Here is an 18,054-nt window from a genome sequence, read left to right on the forward strand (position 1 = left end):
AAAAGTTGCAAAATCAAATCTTGAAAAGAAGCGGCAGTGAATAAATCCCGGAGGATGTGGATCGGGCCGTTGCGACTCAGGGATTACGCTCGGTAAAGGTGTCGCAGCTGCCGAGCGCACCGGACTGAAAGCCCTTGCTGAACCACTTCACCCTCTGGGCAGAGCTGCCATGGGTGAAGGAATCCGGTGTGATATGTCCCTTCGAGCGGCGTTGCAGGCGATCGTCACCAATATTTGAGGCGGCATTGAGGGCCTCCTCGATATCCCCCGGTTCGACCACCCGGCGGACCCGGTCGGCATGGTTGGCCCAGACCCCCGCCAGGCAATCGGCCTGCAGTTCGAGTTTCACCGAGAGTTTGTTGTACTGAACCTCGGAAAGCTTGCGCCGCTGCTCGGCCACCTTGCCGCTGATGCCGAGGAGATTCTGGACATGGTGTCCCACCTCATGGGCGATGACATAGGCCTGGGCAAAATCGCCGGGCGAGTTGAGCTTTGCCCGCAGGTCGCGGTAAAACGACAGGTCGATGTAGACCTTATGATCGGCCGGACAATAAAATGGCCCCATCGCCGCCTGGGCGAATCCACAGGCCGAGTCGACCGCATCGGAAAACAGCACGAGTTTTGGCTCGCTATAGGTCTTGTGTGCCGCCGAAAATATCTGGTTCCAGGTATCTTCGGTATCCGCCAGAACGACCGAGACAAAATCGGTCAATTTCTTTTCCTCGGTACTGGCCTGGTAGGGTTTGGACATTTGTTGCGGAGGGGGTCCCTGCAGGGCCTCTCCCATATTGAGAATTGCCGACGGGTCTATGCCGAAAAACATGCCGATGAGGGCCAGCAGCAGGATGCCAATGCCGCCGCCTTTAACCCCACGCGGCATTCTGCTGCCGCGGTTATCTTCGACATTGGTACTTCTTCGCCCCATCTCCCAGCGCATGGTTGCCTCCTTTTGTGTGTCTGAAACGACGCGTTTCGTTTGAGCTGAAGAACTGCTCAATTAAGGTATATCTCGTAAAGGAAATGTTTGGCAATGGCCAATCGTACTATCCTGCGGTAAATGGCCGGTAACGGTCCGTAGCGGAAAAAGAAATGACAAAGTTTTTTGAAAGGGTGGTTTTGCGGAATCGGATCATATAGAATTCCGGTGGAAGGTGCTTCTTCGGCAGGTGGCAAGGTTGCGGCTGTCGGTCACCATAAGGGAATTGGGAGTGGGGCATGGTTGAAAATATGTACACCATCCGGGCGATGACGCGACAAGAGGTGGATCTCGCCATTGACTGGGCGGCGGAAGAAGGGTGGAATCCGGGACTGACCGATGCCGATTGCTTTTATGCCGCCGATGCCAATGGTTTTTTGCTGGGCAGCGTGCAAGGCAAACCGGTTGCGACGATTTCGGCTGTCAGCTACGGCGATTCGTTTGGTTTTATTGGATTCTATATAGTGAAGCCCGAGTATCGCGGCCAAGGCTATGGTCTGCGGATCTGGCAGGCCGCCCTTGACCACCTGGCTGGTCGGACAATCGGTTTGGACGGCGTCGTCGCCCAGCAGGACAACTACCGGAAATCCGGATTTGTCCTGGCCTACCGGAACATTCGCTACCAGGGAATCGGCGGTGGCGAATATCCATCCGCTGCCCGGACCATCGATCTGGCGACGGTGCCGTTTGCCGAGATTGAGGCCTTTGATGCGGCATTTTTTCCTGACCGGCGCCGAGACTTTTTACAGCGCTGGCTGCAGCCGCCGCAGGGCGCCGCATTCGGAGTGCGGGGCGATGATGGTGGCTTGGCGGGGTATGGGGTTGTCCGTTTGTGCCGCAACGGGTATAAAATCGGGCCTCTTTTTGCCGACGATCCGCAGACGGCTGAGCAGCTCTTTCTGGCACTGAAGGCGAAGACTCCGGCCGGGGCGGCGCTTTTTCTCGACACACCGGCGGTAAATCCCGCGGCAATTGCCCTGGCGGCCCGGTACAAGATGGCCCCTGCCTTCGAGACCGCCCGAATGTATAAAGGACCTGCTCCGGAGCTGCCTATTGCAAAGCTTTTTGGCGTAACCACCTTTGAATTGGGATGATTGAACACAGGTTGTCGAATGACGCCGGCCAGAAAAGCCGGCAGGTTCAGCAAAAATACCCCCATGCCGGGGCAGCAGGAGAAAGAATGATGAACGGCAGACGGCAAGCGGCGTGCATAGCCGCCGTGATAGTGTGCTTGGTGTTTGGCGGCAGGGGCGTCGCTACTGCCGCCCAGGCCCCGGTGGATCTTCTCATTACCGGCGGCCTGGTGGTCACCATGGATGGGCAGATGACCCTTATCGAGGACGGTGGCCTGGCAGTCGATAAGGGCGAGATAGTGGCCGTCGGGCCGTCGGGCGACTTGCGGCAAGGGTATCAGGCGACCGAGACCATCGATGCCGCCGGGAAGATCATCATGCCCGGCCTGGTCAATACCCATACCCATGCGGCGATGACCCTCTTCCGGGGGATGGCCGACGACCTGCCGCTCGATACCTGGCTGCAGAAGCATATCTGGCCAGCGGAGGCAAAATTTATCAACGCCGCCTCGGTGCGCACCGGCACCGACCTGGCCCTGGTTGAGATGATCCGCTCCGGTACCACCACCTTTACCGATATGTATTTCTTTGCCGGTGAGATAGCACAGGCGGCAAAAAAGGCGGGCGTCCGGGCGGTGGTCGGCGAGGCGGTCATCGACTTTCCGACTCCCGACAGCAAGGGCCCGCAAGACAGCTTCGCCATCATTGCCGGCCTTGCGGCGAAGTGGCGGAACGATCCGCTCATCACCATTGCCGTGGCCCCCCATGCTCCTTACACCTGCTCGCCGGAGACCCTGACCGCCTCCAAGACCCTCGCCGGTAAGCTGGCCCTGCCGCTGATGATCCATGTCGCCGAGACCGAGAAAGAGATAGGCGAGGTGGCGGCAAAATATGGCGTCACGCCCTTTCAGCACCTCAATAATCTCGGGTTTTTCGGTGGCACGGTGATTGTTGCCCATGCCGTGCACCCGTCGCCTGGCGACCTCGGCCTCATGGCAGGTAAGAAGCTTGGTGTTGCCCATAATCCGAGCAGCAATATGAAGCTTGCCAGCGGCGTCGCCCCGGTTCCGGAGATGCTGCGGGCGGGCATTGCCGTGGGTCTTGGCACCGATGGCGCCGCCAGCAACAATAGCCTCAGCATATTTAAGGAGATGAACGCGGCTGCCTTGATGCACAAGGTTTCCCGGCGCGATCCGACGGTCTTCAGCGCCACCGAGGCGGTGACGGCGGCAACCATCGGCGGTGCCAGGGTCTTGGGGATGGAACAGCGGATCGGCTCTCTTACGAAGGGCAAGAGGGCCGATATCATTCTCGTCGATCAGGATCGCGCCAACATGGTGCCGATGTACAATGTTTACTCACACCTGGTGTACGCCGCCGGTGGGGCCGATGTCGACACCGTCGTTGTCGACGGCCGGATTGTTATGCGCCGCGGCAAACTCTTGACCCTGGCGGAGGGGGAAGTGCTTGCCGCGGCACAATTTCTTGCGGCAAAGATCCGTGATGAGCAGCGGCCACTAAAATAATCGCGGAGGGATTGGCGTGCAGGAAAGTATCCTATGACAACTATTTATCTGATTCGGCACGGTGAAATCACTCAGGAAAGGCCACGCCGCTTTGTCGGCCAGAAGGATTTGCCTCTGACTGAACAAGGCCTGGAACAGGCCTCTAGCCTAGCCGATTTCCTGGCAGCACAGGCAATCGACAGGGTTGCCTGCAGCCCACTTTCCCGCTGCCGGGAGACCGCCCGTATCATCGGTCAACGGCTGGGTGTTGTACCCCAGATCTTCCCGGACTTGCGGGAGATAGCCCTTGGGGCCTGGGAAGGCTTGAGCGTTGCCGAGGTCAAGGTGCGTTTCCCCGGTTGTTATGAGGCACGGGGCACCAACCTGGCTGGATTCCGCCCGATGGGGGGAGAGAGCTTTGTCGATCTGCACCGCAGGGTCTGGCCCGTATTCGAATCCATCGCCCTTGGCGGTGAGGAGCGGATGGCGATTATCGCCCACGCTGGAGTCAACCGCGTCATCCTCTGCCGGATTCTCCGTATCGCCTTCAAGAACCTGCTCGGATTGGACCAGGATTACGGCTGTTTGAACACAATTCATCATGATGGGAAGGGATACAGCGTTACAGCCGTCAACTCGTATCTTGCAAACGGCGAACTTTTGCCGGGGACAAGGGGGCAGGAGTAACCACCTTATGGACACAGAGAGTTGCGGGATCTCTTGCCGCAAGCGATCGATACCCAGCTGTCCCTGCGGCAATTGTGTAGACATGGGGAAAAATTGGTCCAGCACAGGAGGCTGGCAATGAATCACTTTGATTCGTCCAATCTGTCATTTGACAATCTGGAATCCTTGTCATCGGCAGAAATCAGGCGAAAGATCGAGGAACTGCAGGAGTATACGCGACAGCTAGAAATCCGCAACGCAGAGCTGCAAAAGGGCGAGGGGAAATACCGCAATCTCTTTGAGACCATGAGCCAGGGGGTGGTTTATCAGGCGGCGGATGGCCGGATTATCTCCGCCAATCCGGCGGCCGAGCGGATTTTGGGGCTGTCGCTTGACCAGATGCTTGGCAAGACATCCCTTGATCCCGACTGGAAGACCGTGCGCGAAGACGGCAGTGAACTGCCGGGCAGCGAACACCCTTCGATGGTAGCCCTGCGGACGGGCAAACCGGTGCATCGGAAGGTATTTGCGGTGATGAATGCGCGGCGGAAACAGCATACCTGGATCTCCGTCAATGCTACCCCTCTTTTTCAGCCCGGCGATGCAAAGCCCTTTCAGGTGTACGTTACCTTTGACGATATCAGTGCCCAGCGGCTGGCGGAGCAGAATTATCAGACCCTGTTCCGGGAGATGCTCAACGGCTTCGCCCTGCACGAGATCATCTGCAATGCGGCGGGGAAACCGGTGGATTACCGCTTTCTTGACGTCAATCCGGCCTTCGAAAAGATAACCGGCCTGAAGAGGGCGGACCTGGTCGGTCGGACGGTTCTCGAGGTCATGCCGGAAACCGAGCCGCACTGGATCGAGACCTACGGCCGGGTGGCGCTTTCCGGTGAATCGGTCCACTTCGAGAATGCGGCGGCGGCCATCGAGCGGTTTTTCGAGGTAACCGCCTTCCAGCCGATGTCCGGGCAATTTGCCTGCATATTCACCGATATCACCAAACGCCGCAAAAATGAGGAGGCCCTGCGGGCAAGTGAAGCCAGTTTGCGCGCCATTACCGACTCCGCCCACGATGCCATCCTCCTCATGGATCCCGACGGCAGCATCACCTTTTGGAATCCCGCCGCCGAGCGGATCTTCGGCTACCGGCGGCAGGAGGTTATCGGCACCGACCTGCACCGGCTCATCGCCCCCGAGCGGTATCATGCCGCCCATAAGGCGGGTTTTGCCGGATTCAAGCATACCGGCAAAGGCGGTGCCATCGATGTCACCCTGGAGCTTGAGGCCCGCCACAAAGACGGCCATGAAATCGCCGTTGAGCTGGCCCTTTCCGCCCTCCACCTGCAAACCGGCTGGCACACGGTGGGGATCATCCGCGACGTTACCGAGCGCAAAATGGCCGAGGAGAAGCTGCGGGAAAGCGAGGGGCGGTTCCGGGCCCTGCACAATGCCTCGTTCGGCGGCATTGTCATCCACGACCAGGGAGTCATTCTCGACTGTAACCAGGGCTTTTGTGAGCAGACCGGCTATACCATGGATGAGCTGATCGGTATGGACGGGTTGAAGCTCATTGCCCCCCTGTGGCGTGATCTTGTCCGGCAGAATATCCGCCGCGGTCACGACCAACCCTATGATGTCGAGGGCCTGCGCAAAGACGGCACATGCTATCCGCTCACTATTCGCGGCAAGTCGACGCCGTACAAAGGCCGCACCGTGCGGGTCACCGAGTTTCGCGATATCACCGAACGAAAGGCGACGGAGAAAGTGCTGCGAGAAACCGTGGCCCGGTTCAAGGCCCTTTTCGACGCCACCTCCGATTCGGTCATTTTAATCGAGCCGGATGGCACTATTCTCGATCTCAATGAAAACGCGGCCCGGCGGCGTAATATAGCCCCGGCTGCCATGCTCGGCAAAAACTTGTTTGGCTTTCTGCCGGCCGAGGCGGCAGCTTCCCGCAGGGAGGCGGTTTCCCGGATCCTCGCGGAGAAACGATTGGTTCACTATGAGGAGGTGCGTAACGGCAGGCATTACAGCATCCGTCTGCACCCGGTGATGGATGGCCAGGGACAGGTCATCCAGATCGCCAGTTTCTCTCGCGACGTCACCGAGCACAAGCGTTCCGAGGAGGAGATGGTCAAGCTGCAGGCCCAGCTCCATCAATCGCAAAAAATGGAGGCAGTCGGTCAGCTTGCCGGTGGTGTTGCCCATGATTTCAATAATATGCTTGGGGTGATTCTCGGTCATACCGAACTGGCCATGGAACAGGTGAAAGAGCCGAGTCCCTTGCTCAGCGATCTCCAGGAGATTCGCCGGGCAGCCCAGCGTTCGGCGGAAATAACCCGGCAGCTCCTGGCCTTTGCCCGGAAACAGACGGTGGCGCCCAAGATCCTTGATCTCAACGAGACCGTCGAGGGCATGCTGAAAATGTTACGGCGGCTGATCGGTGAAGATATCAACCTCATGTGGTTGCCGGGGTCCGGCCTCTGGCCAGTAAAAATCGACCCTTCCCAGATTGACCAGATCCTCGCCAATCTCTGCGTCAATGCCCGGGATGCCATTACCGGGGGCGGAAATATTATCGTCGAGACCGGAAACAGCACCTTCGATGAGGAGTATTGTGCCGGTCATTCGGGCTTTGTAAGTGGCGAGTATGTCCGGCTTACCGTCAGTGACAACGGCAGCGGCATGGATGAGATTGTTCTCGTCCATATCTTCGAACCGTTCTTTACCACCAAGGAGGTGGGGGAGGGGACCGGTCTGGGCCTGGCCACGGTGTACGGCGCCGTCAAGCAGAACGGGGGCTTCATCAATGTCGCCAGCGAGCCGGGCCAGGGAACGGCCTTTACCATCTATCTTCCGAAATATCATGGTGAAATCAGGCAGCTGCCTGTAGTTGAAGGGGCCGAAGACGCACTGCGGGGTGACGAGACCATTCTCCTGGTAGAGGATGAGTCGACGATCCTGAAGATGGTCACCATCATGCTTGAGCTGCTCGGCTACACCGTGCTGCCGGTGGGGACTCCGGGAGAGGCCCTTCGCCTGGCCGGCGAGCACACCGGCCGGATTGATCTCCTGCTCACCGACGTCATCATGCCGGAGATGAACGGCCGGGACCTGGCGGAGGCTTTGGGGAAAAAGTGGCCGGGGATGCAATGCCTTTTTATGTCGGGTTACACCGCCAACGTCATAACCCTTCATGGGGTGCTGGACGACGGGGTCAATTTCATTCAAAAGCCCTTTTCGAAAAATGACCTGGCCGGCAAGGTCCGCCAGGCCCTGGGGCAGTTCCTCTCCTGAGCCCTTAGGTCGCGCGAATCCGTTGTTTGCTGGCTTTCGTCACCATTTTTTGTAGGCATTTTTCCAGGCTTCGCGGCTTCGGGCCGTGTAGTCGTTCAAGGCGTGGTAAAAGGCGCCGACGACCAGTTCGGCGCAGTGGTCGTGGCCGGGAGGTAAAGTCTGCAGGTAGGTAATTACATCTTGCGGTGAAATCTGCCAGCTGTCGGCAATGCTTCGGCCTTCGGCGAGGTAGGACAAGGTATTGGCACAGGCATTGGTGTTTATGCACCCCTGGATTTGAAAGCAGACCATCTGGATCTGTCCGCCCCGTACCGACAGAAAGAGTTCAATAGTATCACCGCAGTCACTGACTCGTTTACCATAGCCGTCCGGGCTTTTCAGGCTTCCGAAGCGATTGGTCCTGGAGGCCATATCAAGGAAACGATCGGAATGAACCTGATCTGCAGGGAAATTGTCATGTTCCATAAGTGTGATGCCGGGTTGTGGTTGCATGCAACGGCAAGAGTCGGGCTGGGTTTTAACTCCTGTCGGGCACTTTGTATTTTTTTGTTGTTTTCTCCCGTGCCGTTAGCCCATCGTAAGAAACGATTCGGCAAGGCCGAAGATACCGCCGAGCCAAGGCAATTTCCAGTTTTAAATCAACTGGTAATCGTCCCTCGCTATTTGCCGGGTTTTCACCGGACTGCCCTGTCTGGTCCGATCCTGGCCCGGTTGCACCCTTTCTTTCTGGCGAGAAATGCAAAGCGGCCTTTTTTCCGGTGGGGGTTTTTGCTACCATTGACTTGCTCGTGCTGTTGTGTCCCTGCGTCTCTTTGTCCAGGTTAGTTTCCTTGGCGAGGCTGCCCGGTTGCCGGTGAATTTGTTGAGAGGTTGAAAATGAATCTGCGTAGTATCCGTTTATTGCTGACATCGCTGTTGCTCCTCGCGGCCTTACCACTTTTGGCCATGACGACGGATCCTCCTCCGGCAACGATCACCCTCTTCCACTATTTTTCCGGGGCCTTGAGCGGCGGGCTGAGCGAGATGATAGCCACCGTTAACGCCGGTCGGCAGGACCGGCAGGTGCACGCCCAGGGCCTTGATCACGAGGCCTTCAAGAGTATGATCCATGCCACCATGGCACGGGGTAATCCTCCGGAACTCTTCAGTTATTGGGCAGGGGCCAAGACCCAGGAACTGGTGGATAACGATAAACTGGTGCCGCTCGACGATCTGTGGCTGCAGGCGGAGCTTGGGCAACGCTTCACCACCGCCGTGACCGACAAGGCCACCAGCTATAACGGCAAACGCTATCTCCTGCCAATAACGCAACATTTTGTCGTCTTCTTTTACAATGCCCAGCTTTTCAAGCGATACCGGCTAAGCGCCCCGGCTACCTGGCAGGAATTGCTGCAACTTGCCGCTACTCTTCAGGAAAAAGGCGTGACACCCTTCGCCCTCGGGGCGAAAGAGGGCTGGCCGGCACAGTTCTGGTTTGACTACCTCCTGCTACGCCGATCCGGAGCGGAATATCGGCAGCGGCTCATGGCCGGTGGGGCCTCCTATCTCAATCACGAGGTCGAGGAGGCCTTCGCCACACTGGGCGGTCTTTTGGCCAAGGGATACTTCAACGCCGACGCCAACGACATCGACTGGCCGGATGCCACCAAAATGGTGTGTACCGGCCAGGCGGCAATGACCCTCATGGGCACCTGGGCCATTCCCGCCCTGACCGCTGCCGACTGCGGCCTGGCCGAGGAAATCGGTTTTGATTTCTTTGCCTTTCCGGAGATGGATAAAGGGGTGGCCAAGGTCGCCCTTGGCCCGGTGGATGGTATCGTCGTCACCAAGGTTGCCGGTGAACACCAATTTGCCAAAAGCCTGCTGGGGTACTTCGCCGAGGTGGAGCCGCAGACTAAATTCAGCCTCGGGTCCGGCGCCTTCTCCCCGAACAGTCAGGTGCCGGAGGATATCTACTCGCCCCTGAAACGGCGCATCCGGGCGGAAATGGTCTCGGCACCGGAGTGGGCCTTCAATTACGACCTGGCCACCAAGCCGGCGATTGCCGGAAAAGGGCTGGACAGCCTTAGCGAGCTTATCGCCTTTCCCGATCAATACCTCGAAATCCTCCGTCATCTGCAGGCCGAGGTGGAAAAGCTGCGACCCGTTCGCTGAGACAAGGGGTCGACATGTCTTTTCGCAACAAACTCGGTTTTGCCTTTGGCAGTGTTGTCGCAATCATGGTTGCCATTCTCCTGGTGGTCTGGTGGAGCATGGACACCGCCATGATGCGGCAGAAGGCCATCACCACCTTCAGTCTCGATGTCTATAAATCACTCTATGCCATAGGCCACGAGCAGTTTCAGTTCATCATCACCCAGAAGATGCAGCATGCAATTACCACCTCGGAGCTCCTGGAGGACTTGACCGGGCGCTTTGTCCAGGAAACGGAACGATTTGTCAGGGAAGGGGTCACCAGAGAGAAGGCCCCCACCGATGGTCTGGTCGACTACCGAGAAGAATTTCGCCGCTTTTCGGTGAAAACGGTAGAGCTGGAAACGGCCAAAAGCCGGGTGAGTGTTGAGGCCGCGCATCTGTTTGCGGCAAGCAGTCAACTCGCCGAACAAGGGGAGGTCGGTGGAACCAGCCTCCTCACCCAGACCGGCCAGGTGCTGCTGGTGGAAAGGGATTATCTGCTGACTCTTGGAGCAGGGAAGGCGGCACAGGTGGTTGAGGGAGTAACTGCCTTGGAGCGGCTGGCGAAAGAGATCATGCAGGATACTGAGGACCGGGCGCTGCGCCTTAAACTGTTCCGCATCGTCAAGGCCGCTGCTACCTACCGCACGGTGTTCACCAACTATCTGCGGGAACAGGAGGACCTCGCCGGGGAATATCAGCAGCTCTACCGCAGCGGCCGGGACTTGACGGAAGAGCTGCAGAGTTTTCTTGCTCGGGAACGCCAGTACGGCGAACGGGAAATCGCCCGTCTCAAGACTATTGCCGTCGCCGCCTCGCTGCTCGCCCTGCTCGTCGCGGTGCTGGCCGCCCTTATCCTCGCCGACCGTATCACCAAACCGATTGAACAGCTGAAGATATCCGCCCAGGAGATCCTCGGCGGCAACCTCGCGACCACGGTTGATATCGTTTCGCGGGACGAGGTCGGCAGTCTGGGGCGGATCTTCAACCAGATGATCGAAAAGCTGCGCACCAGTTTCGATGAGATCCTCCGCTACCGTGATCGTCTTGAGGAGCAGGTGGCGGAGCGGACGCAGGCCCTGCAGCGAGAGGTCGAAGAGCGGCGCGATATCGAGCACAAGCTGCGGATAGGCGAGGAGCAGCTGCGGATGATCATCGACCAGTCGCCCTTGGGCGTCATTGTCTGGGACAACAGCTTTCGCGTTGTCCGCTGGAACAAGATGGCGGAGCGTATTTTTGGGTATCGCGCCGGAGAGGCGATCGGGCTGCCGGCAACGGCGGTAATGCCGGCTGAAATGCACGTGCACCTTGACAAGATCTGGACGAAACTGATCGGCTCGCCGGCGGGGGTGCGCAGCAGCAATATCAATCTTCGAAAGAATGGCGAGACTATTCAGTGCGATTGGTTTAACACCCCGATTTATGACCGTTCCGGCGCAGTGATGGGTGCCCTGTCTTTAGTGCAGGACGCGACCGAACGGATCCGTGCCGAGGAAGAGGGGCTGAAACTCAAAAAACTCGAATCAACCGGCATCCTCGCTGGAGGTATTGCCCACGATTTCAATAATATACTCACCGCTATCCTGGGCAATCTCAACCTGTCGCTGCAGGATGAGGCATTGGGCAAAGAGACCCATCGTTTGCTGGTTGCGGCGGAGAAGGCGTCATTGCGCGCCAAGGATCTGACCCAGCAGCTGCTCACCTTCGCCAAGGGTGGCGAGCCGATCCGCGAGTCGACATCACTTCGCGAGATCATTGAGGATTCGGCGGGCTTTGTCCTTCATGGCAGCAACGTCTCTTGCCACAACGACATCCCAGGTGACCTGTGGCCGGCAATGGTTGATCGTGGCCAGATCAGCCAGGTCATCCAGAATATCGTTATCAACGCCCGCCACGCCATGCCGAATGGCGGCGTGGTGCGCATCAGCTGCGAAAACATTGAGGCTGGGAGAGTGCAGAATGCCGTGGTTGATCCGGATAAACGCTATGTGAAAATCACCATTGGCGATACCGGTATCGGTATTCCGCAACACCTCCTCGATAAGATCTTCGATCCCTATTTTACCACCAAGCAGGAGGGCAGCGGCCTCGGTCTGGCGATTACCCTGGCCATCGTCAACAAGCATAACGGCCATATCTTCGTTCATTCGACACCCGGCCAGGGCACGGAATTTGCCATCTATCTTCCCGCGGCCGATGGGGCTGCCGAGGATAAACCAGCGACCAAGCCGCCATCGATAGCCGGCCCGCGGCGGGTGTTGGTCATGGACGATGAGCAAATGGTCCGTGAGGTCATTGGGGTAATGCTGCGTTCTCTTGGCCACGAGGTGCTCTTTGCTGCTGAGGGAGGTGAAGCGGTGGCGCTGGTTGCCGCCCGCCAGGGGAGTGATGCACCGGTCGGCCTGGTGATTGTCGACCTGACTATCCCCGGCGGCATGGGCGGCATGGAGGCGATGCGCCAACTGCACGACCTTGACCCAGCGCTGCCGGTTATCGTTGCCAGCGGCTATTCCAATGACCCGGTCATGGCCTCATACCGCGACTATGGCTTCAGTGCCGCAGTGGCCAAACCCTTTGTGCTGTCGGAATTGCGACAGGCCATCGAAAACGCCTTAAATAGATCCCTTGCCTGATCGCAATTGGCTGTGATCCTCTAATGATTCGATTATGGACAGAAGATTTCTTGCCGCTACCCCGGTTTGTTCAAAATACCGGCTGCGTAGCTCACAAATCAGCAATCCATTGTAATTTCTAATAAATTCTCTAAAAAGCGGGCTGAAGGGGATGTTGCCCCAACCGACCGGCATATGGGAATCGCCTTTGCCAAAAGGGAGCTGGTGGGTCTGGATTTTTTCAGTGGCATAAACCGAATGGCCGAAATTATCGTGGACATGGCAATGGGCGATGTGTGGTGCAATGCTTCGTACCTCGCTTATCATGTCGAGATTATAGAATTTTGTCGACAGATGCAGGTGGCCGAAGTCGAGGGTAATCCGCACATTGCTGCGGTTAATCTGCTTGACCTGAAAGGCCAGCATATGGGGAATCTCCGCATAACAGTAGGGCGAATGGTGCAGGTAGGGGCGGGCGTTCTCCATGGCAATGATGGTTCCGGGAAAGCCATCGGCTGCTTCCCCCAGCAATTCCGCCTCATGGCGCAGGAGAGGCTCTTGCTGGAGAGGTGTGAGGGGTAAAGGGCCTTTGCTGGCAAATTGTTCCTCCGGCAGAAAGCGGCCGGGGTGGTACACCATGCACCGGGCTCCGATTGCCGCAGTGAATTCCAGGGAAGCCTGGAGTACGTCCCTGTGCATATCGGGGTGGGCGGCGTTCATGAGATTTAACGGGTTGGGCGCATGGGTGCTGTAGGCAAAGGGGAAGTCGGCAAGAATCTTTTGGATCTCGGAGGTTCGCCGGTGATCCAGGCGGCCGTTGCGTACCGCGTCGACACCGTGTATCGATATCTCCGCTGCGGTCAAGCCAAATTCCTGGAAGGCAAGGAGGTCGCGCTGCAAGGCCTTTAAACTGCCGTCAACGCGCACTTCATTGATATTACTGCCTATCTCTAACATGTGGCAAAGACCTCCCGGCCGGCGACAAAGGTTTTGAGTACTCTCGGGAAATCGTCGGAATGATCGACCAGTACCATGTCCGCCGCCTTGCCGACGGCAAGCGACCCTGTCTCATCGGCGATACCGACTGCCCGGGCCGGATTGAGGCTGACCATCTTGATCGCCTCGTGCAACGGCAGGATTTCCAGCTTGGTTAAGGTTGCTACGGCGTGGAGCATGGTCATCGGCGAGTAGTCAGAACAGAGAATATCACCGAATCCCGAGCTGATCGCCTCGCGGGCACTGAGATTCTTGGCCTGTGACTGGCCGCGGAGGACATTGGGGGAACCGAGGCAAACACTGACCCCCAGTTCCCGGGCAGTACGAACCGTCTCGATATTTACCGGAAATTCAGTCATGCCGATGTTCATCTCCTTCAGCCAGGTTATTTTCTCCCGGGAGTCGTCGTCGTGGGAGGCGATGGCGATGCCGTGCTGCCGGCAGATGTCGATCAGGTCGGCGATTACCGCCGAGGCATGGTTCTTTTTCGCTTCGAGTTTGCGTTCTATGATCTGGTCCATCTCCGAATCGGTCTTGGCGTACACCGGGCCATAGTAGTTCTTAAACGACAGGATGTCGCGGAACTGGCCCTGGCCGGGCGAGTGGTCCATAAAGGAGAAAAGATTGATCTGTTCGTCGCCAATCAACTCCTGAAGATAGGGTACCGCCCCGAGATCGGTGATCTCGAAACGGGCATGAATCTTGGTGTTTACCTTGAGTTTCTGCCGGAGCTTGTTGATCTCTCTAATGATCCTTGCCGCGGTATTGTTGTTGCGAAGGCCCACCTCAAGTTCGGCAAAGGAAAGCGAGTGGTACATGGTGGTTATGCCGCAGGCGGCAATTTTCTTGTCCAGCTCAAAGACGGCGATATCCACCGGGAAAAAGGTGTTGGGGCGGGGTTCAATGCCCTTTTCAATGGCATCGGAATGCATATCGACAAACCCGGGAAAAAGGAAGTTGCCGGCCCCGTCAATCTCCCGTCCGCCTTTGAGTTTTCCCTCGCCAATCCTGGCAATTCGGCCATCTTCAACCTGCAACGAGGCATTTTCCCTGATCCCATCCGGGGTAACCACCTGGGCATTGACGATTACAAAACTGTCCTGCATGTCATCTCCTCGATCAATAGTCAAAAATATATAAGTATTCAGTATTATATGTATTTTAAAATAGTGACCTTCATAGACTTTTCTGGTCAGCTGATGTGAACAACCGAATCGGTCACCGATTGCAGAAGCCCTGCATCATGGAAGATCCCGATCATCGTTGTGCCCTCCTCCCGCAATTCTCTGAGAATATCCAGGACGATTCCCACCGAGTCCCGGTCCAGGGAGGCGGTCGGCTCATCCAGCAGGAGCAGACGTGGCTGCCAGCTCACCGCCCGGGCGATATTGACCCGCTGTTGTTCGCCACCACTGAAGGTTGCCGGATAGGCATCAAAGAGGTGGGCAGGAATACGCAAGCGTTCAAGGAGAGTGGTTGCCCGCTCACGGGCAGCCTCGCGGCTGACGCCGTTGCGGCTGAGAATCGGTTCCATGACCACATCGAGGGCGGAAACCCGGGGGATGACTTTTAGAAACTGGCTGACATAGCCCATTTCCCGGTAGCGAATATCGATTACCGCCTGGTCCGGCAAGGTGGCGAGATCAACCATGCCGTGGGCCGCGGATTGGTAGCGGATTGCACCGCTGCTGGCGAGGTAGGTGCGGTACATGCACTTCAGCACCGTACTCTTGCCTGCCCCACTCGGTCCGGCAAGGCCAAGAAAGCCTCCCGGCGGGACGTGGAAGGAGACATCGCGGCAGGCCGTGATCTTTTTGTCGCCAAGTATGTGCAGGGTGAAGGTTTTTCCCAGGTTTTCTACGGTAATCACTGAAGCTCCTTTTCTCTTCTATAATTGGGAGGCCACGAGAAGTTGGGTATAGCGATGCTGCGGGTCCTGGAGAATTTGGTCGGTCAGGCCGTTTTCGACGATATGGCCTGCCTTCATCACCATGGTCCGTTGACACAAAAGATTAATGACGCCAAGGTCATGGGAGACGACGAGCATCGACAGATTGAATTCGCTGCGCAGATTTCTGATGAGATCGAGGACCCGGGCCTGGACGGAGAGGTCAAGACCGGTTGTGACCTCATCGAGGAAGAGGATCAGCGGATTGTTCGACAGGGCCTTGGCGATCTGCACCCGTTGCTGCATGCCACCGCTGAAGTTGGCCGGCGGCTCATCCATTCTCTGTATGGGGATTTCGGTTTTTTCCAGGAGTTCCGAGGCTCTCTGGCGCATCCTGGCGATGTTTCGCCACCCGGCGCCGAGGAGCCGCTCGGCAATATTGCCGCCGGAGCTGACCGCCATGCGGAGGCCCAGGTGCGGATTCTGGTAGACAATGCCCATCAGGGCATTTCTCAGCTGCCTCTTTTGAAAGTGGCTGAGCTGCAGGAGGTTTCTGCTGTAGTCGCCGTCTTCGGGGAACAACTCCGCCACCGGCTGAGGGCCCATCGTGGAGCGGTGTACCTCCATGCTCCCGCGGCTGGCCTCCCATTCAAAATGCAGGAGGCGGACCAGGGTGCTCTTGCCGGAACCGCTCTCACCAACCACCCCCAGTGCTTCGCCCGGAAAGAGATCGAAGGATACGTCGTTGCAAGCAAGCACTGAGCCGCAGTGGGGGCAGAGATTGGTGTCATGTTCCGGGCCGGTTGCCGCAAGGCATCGGCGGCAACCCGTACCGAAGCGTTTGGTCAGACCCCGAATGCGAATCAACGGTTGCATTGTTCTCTCCTTTTATCGCAATATCCGGAATCGGAACAAAAATAACTGCGGGTTCCCTCGGTGTTATCGATGACCTCATCGAGAAAGCTATCGGTGGCGCCGCAGCGGGCACACGACTTGCCGGCAAAGTTCTCGGTTCTAAACGGATGGTCTTCAAACTCCAGGGGAACCACGGCGGTATGGGGTGGAATGGCATAAATCCGTTTCTCCCGACCGGCCCCGAAGAGAAAAAGGGTATCGGCCATGTGCAGTTTCGGCACGTCCCAGCGGGGAATGGGGCTGGGGTCGGTGATATAGCGGCCGTTCACCGTCACCGGATAGCGGTAGCTGATGGTGATTTCGCCATAGCGGACGATATCTTCATACAGATACAGCCACATCCGGCTGTAATCGGCCTCGGCGTGCATCCGCCGGGTCTCCATTTCCGAAGGTTCCACCTCACGCAGCGCCTCCGGATACGGAACCTGCAAAACCAGGATCTGCTCCTCGGTCATAGGCTCCTCCGGGATGCGGTGCCGGGTCTGGATGATGGTGGCCTCGGCGGTATCGGTGGTCACCGTCACTCCCGCGACCTTGGCGACAAATTTCTTGATATTGACGGCGTTGACGCTGCCGTCACAGCCCTGGTCGATGACCTTGAGGATATCGTCCGGTTGAATGACGGCAAGGGTAATCTGCAGGCCTCCCGTTCCCCAACCCCTGGCAATGGGCATTTCCCGCGAACCATAGGGGACTTGATAGCCTGGAATCGCGACGGCCTTGAGGATGGCGCGGCGTATCTCCTTCTTGGCACCCTCGTCCATAAAACCAAAGGGATATCCGACCCGGTGCTCCGAGCCGTTGTCCTGCCCGTCATTTCTTTTCGGCCATTCATGCAGCGGCATTGGTATCCTCCTTGCCCTTGGCGCGGGCCAGATCCTCGGTTTTTCTGAGACGATCGAGATCGGAGAGGAAGTCGACGTAGTGGGGGAGTTTCCAGTGATTGCAAAAGCCCATCGCCTCAATGCCGTCGGTATGGTAGAGGACGAATTCCTGATCCTCAGCCGGACTTTTCGGGGTTTTGGTGCGGGTGCAGCGATCAAGGATGGCCATGGAAATCGCCTTGATCTCGTTTTGGCCGAAACAGAGTCCGTAGCCGAGACTGAACATCGGCATGCCGTCCTCACCCTCCATCCGGGCCAGCACCTCGGCCTCGGTGACCTTCACCTCGCCGATAACATAGGGCTCGCCGCTAACTGGATGGCGGGTGGTCAGCGGTAGATAGCCGACCCGCAATTCGCCGAGAGTCGGATGAATATTGCCGTAACCGCGCATACTTGAATAGGCAAGGGCGAGCATGCCGCCGGTCTCGCCCCGAGCCAGGGCCTGCAGGGATGCACTGCGCGGCGCGGGAAAGGTGAGGGGCTGGCGGGTTATGTCAGCAATTGCTTCTTCCTGCGGACTTGGTGCCGGAATATCCGCCAATAAACCTTCCCGCCGCAGGATGCTGATCACCTTGGGAAAGGTCTGCGGGATCTCGACGTCAAGAGGCAGGTGGCGGAAGATCCGTTCCCGGAAGGCGCTTCGCCGCGCCTCGTCATCGCTCAGCAGGTCGAAATCGATGATTCGCAGGGTGTAATCACTGGTGGCGCCGAGTATTTGGCCACCGGGAATATCTTTAAATGCCGAAGAAATTCTGCGGATTATCCGCATGTTTTCGGTGCCGGTCGGGAGTGAATAGCCAAGCCGCTGCTGGGTGGCCCGAAAGGCGCGCAGCACAAAGGATGCCTCGAAGGTATCACCGGCCGTCTGTTTGAGGGCCAGAGCCGCCAGCTCCGGTGCGTACAGCCCTCCCTCGCTCATGACCCGATCGACGGCCAGATAGAGTTGTTCCCGGATCTGGTCAACCAAAAGGGGCGGCGATGCACCCTTGGTCCGTTCGTACGCAAAGAGTCGGCAGGACTCTTCAATAGCCTCATTACCACCTTTAACCGCGACATAACCCATA

The 18,054-nt window shown here is 57.7% G+C and carries 15 protein-coding genes; 6 read left to right on the forward strand and 9 right to left on the reverse strand.

All coding sequences use genetic code 11. The features are described 5' to 3' along the window. Positions 1–76: 76 nt before the first annotated feature. The gene (locus tag OEL83_04085; protein ID MDK9706210.1) at positions 77–937 is read right to left on the reverse strand and encodes a neutral zinc metallopeptidase; all 861 of its coding nucleotides are present in this window, start codon (positions 935–937) and stop codon (positions 77–79) included. A gap of 278 nt (positions 938–1,215) precedes the next feature. Here OEL83_04085 and OEL83_04090 point away from each other — a divergent pair, with 278 nt between their 5' ends. The 4 genes from OEL83_04090 to OEL83_04105 all read left to right on the forward strand — a co-directional run bounded on the left by OEL83_04090 (position 1,216) and on the right by OEL83_04105 (position 7,520). Beyond that, positions 1,216–2,070, forward strand: a complete 855-nt coding sequence (locus OEL83_04090) for a GNAT family N-acetyltransferase (GenBank protein MDK9706211.1) — start codon at positions 1,216–1,218, stop codon at positions 2,068–2,070. Beyond that, a complete protein-coding gene (locus tag OEL83_04095; protein MDK9706212.1) occupies positions 2,067–3,575 on the forward strand; it encodes an amidohydrolase in 1,509 nt (502 codons plus the stop codon). Before OEL83_04090 ends, OEL83_04095 begins: the two co-directional genes overlap by 4 nt. A gap of 33 nt (positions 3,576–3,608) precedes the next feature. After that, positions 3,609–4,241, forward strand: a complete 633-nt coding sequence (locus tag OEL83_04100; protein ID MDK9706213.1) for a histidine phosphatase family protein — start codon at positions 3,609–3,611, stop codon at positions 4,239–4,241. A 117-nt stretch (positions 4,242–4,358) separates the two neighbouring features. Continuing rightward, the gene (locus OEL83_04105) at positions 4,359–7,520 is read left to right on the forward strand and encodes a PAS domain S-box protein (protein ID MDK9706214.1); all 3,162 of its coding nucleotides are present in this window, start codon (positions 4,359–4,361) and stop codon (positions 7,518–7,520) included. A gap of 39 nt (positions 7,521–7,559) precedes the next feature. Here OEL83_04105 and OEL83_04110 read toward each other — a convergent pair whose 3' ends face one another. Next, positions 7,560–7,985, reverse strand: coding sequence for an iron-sulfur cluster assembly scaffold protein (locus tag OEL83_04110; protein ID MDK9706215.1), 426 nt, complete (start codon positions 7,983–7,985; stop codon positions 7,560–7,562). A gap of 52 nt (positions 7,986–8,037) precedes the next feature. Next, a complete protein-coding gene (locus tag OEL83_04115) occupies positions 8,038–8,430 on the reverse strand; it encodes a hypothetical protein (GenBank protein MDK9706216.1) in 393 nt (130 codons plus the stop codon). Here OEL83_04115 and OEL83_04120 point away from each other — a divergent pair. Both OEL83_04120 and OEL83_04125 read left to right on the forward strand, forming a co-directional pair. Further along, positions 8,397–9,674 (forward strand): extracellular solute-binding protein, encoded by a 1,278-nt coding sequence (locus OEL83_04120; GenBank protein ID MDK9706217.1) that lies wholly within the window; start codon positions 8,397–8,399, stop codon positions 9,672–9,674. The genes OEL83_04115 and OEL83_04120 overlap by 34 nt on opposite strands. A 14-nt stretch (positions 9,675–9,688) precedes the next feature. Continuing rightward, positions 9,689–12,328: an ATP-binding protein gene (locus tag OEL83_04125; protein ID MDK9706218.1), complete on the forward strand. Its 2,640-nt coding sequence runs from the start codon at positions 9,689–9,691 to the stop codon at positions 12,326–12,328. Here the strand turns inward: OEL83_04125 and OEL83_04130 are convergent. The 6 genes from OEL83_04130 to OEL83_04155 form a co-directional block, all read right to left on the reverse strand. Continuing rightward, the gene (locus OEL83_04130; GenBank protein MDK9706219.1) at positions 12,308–13,264 is read right to left on the reverse strand and encodes a sugar phosphate isomerase/epimerase; all 957 of its coding nucleotides are present in this window, start codon (positions 13,262–13,264) and stop codon (positions 12,308–12,310) included. The two genes, OEL83_04125 and OEL83_04130, sit on opposite strands and share 21 nt — an antisense overlap. Beyond that, a complete protein-coding gene (gene phnM / locus OEL83_04135) occupies positions 13,258–14,409 on the reverse strand; it encodes a phosphonate metabolism protein PhnM (protein MDK9706220.1) in 1,152 nt (383 codons plus the stop codon). The genes OEL83_04130 and phnM overlap by 7 nt, the downstream gene beginning before the upstream one ends. A gap of 86 nt (positions 14,410–14,495) precedes the next feature. Next, the gene (gene phnL / locus OEL83_04140; GenBank protein MDK9706221.1) at positions 14,496–15,173 is read right to left on the reverse strand and encodes a phosphonate C-P lyase system protein PhnL; all 678 of its coding nucleotides are present in this window, start codon (positions 15,171–15,173) and stop codon (positions 14,496–14,498) included. Between the two features lie 18 nt (positions 15,174–15,191). Continuing rightward, entirely contained in the window at positions 15,192–16,067 is an 876-nt protein-coding gene (locus tag OEL83_04145) for an ATP-binding cassette domain-containing protein (GenBank protein ID MDK9706222.1), read from the reverse strand. Then, on the reverse strand, positions 16,055–16,951 hold the full coding sequence (locus OEL83_04150; protein MDK9706223.1) for an alpha-D-ribose 1-methylphosphonate 5-phosphate C-P-lyase PhnJ: 897 nt from the start codon (positions 16,949–16,951) through the stop codon (positions 16,055–16,057). The genes OEL83_04145 and OEL83_04150 overlap by 13 nt, the downstream gene beginning before the upstream one ends. Further along, entirely contained in the window at positions 16,938–18,053 is a 1,116-nt protein-coding gene (locus OEL83_04155) for a carbon-phosphorus lyase complex subunit PhnI (GenBank protein MDK9706224.1), read from the reverse strand. Before OEL83_04155 ends, OEL83_04150 begins: the two co-directional genes overlap by 14 nt. Position 18,054 lies beyond the last annotated feature (1 nt).

The organism is Desulforhopalus sp., assembly GCA_030247675.1.
Lineage (GTDB): Bacteria > Desulfobacterota > Desulfobulbia > Desulfobulbales > Desulfocapsaceae > Desulforhopalus_A.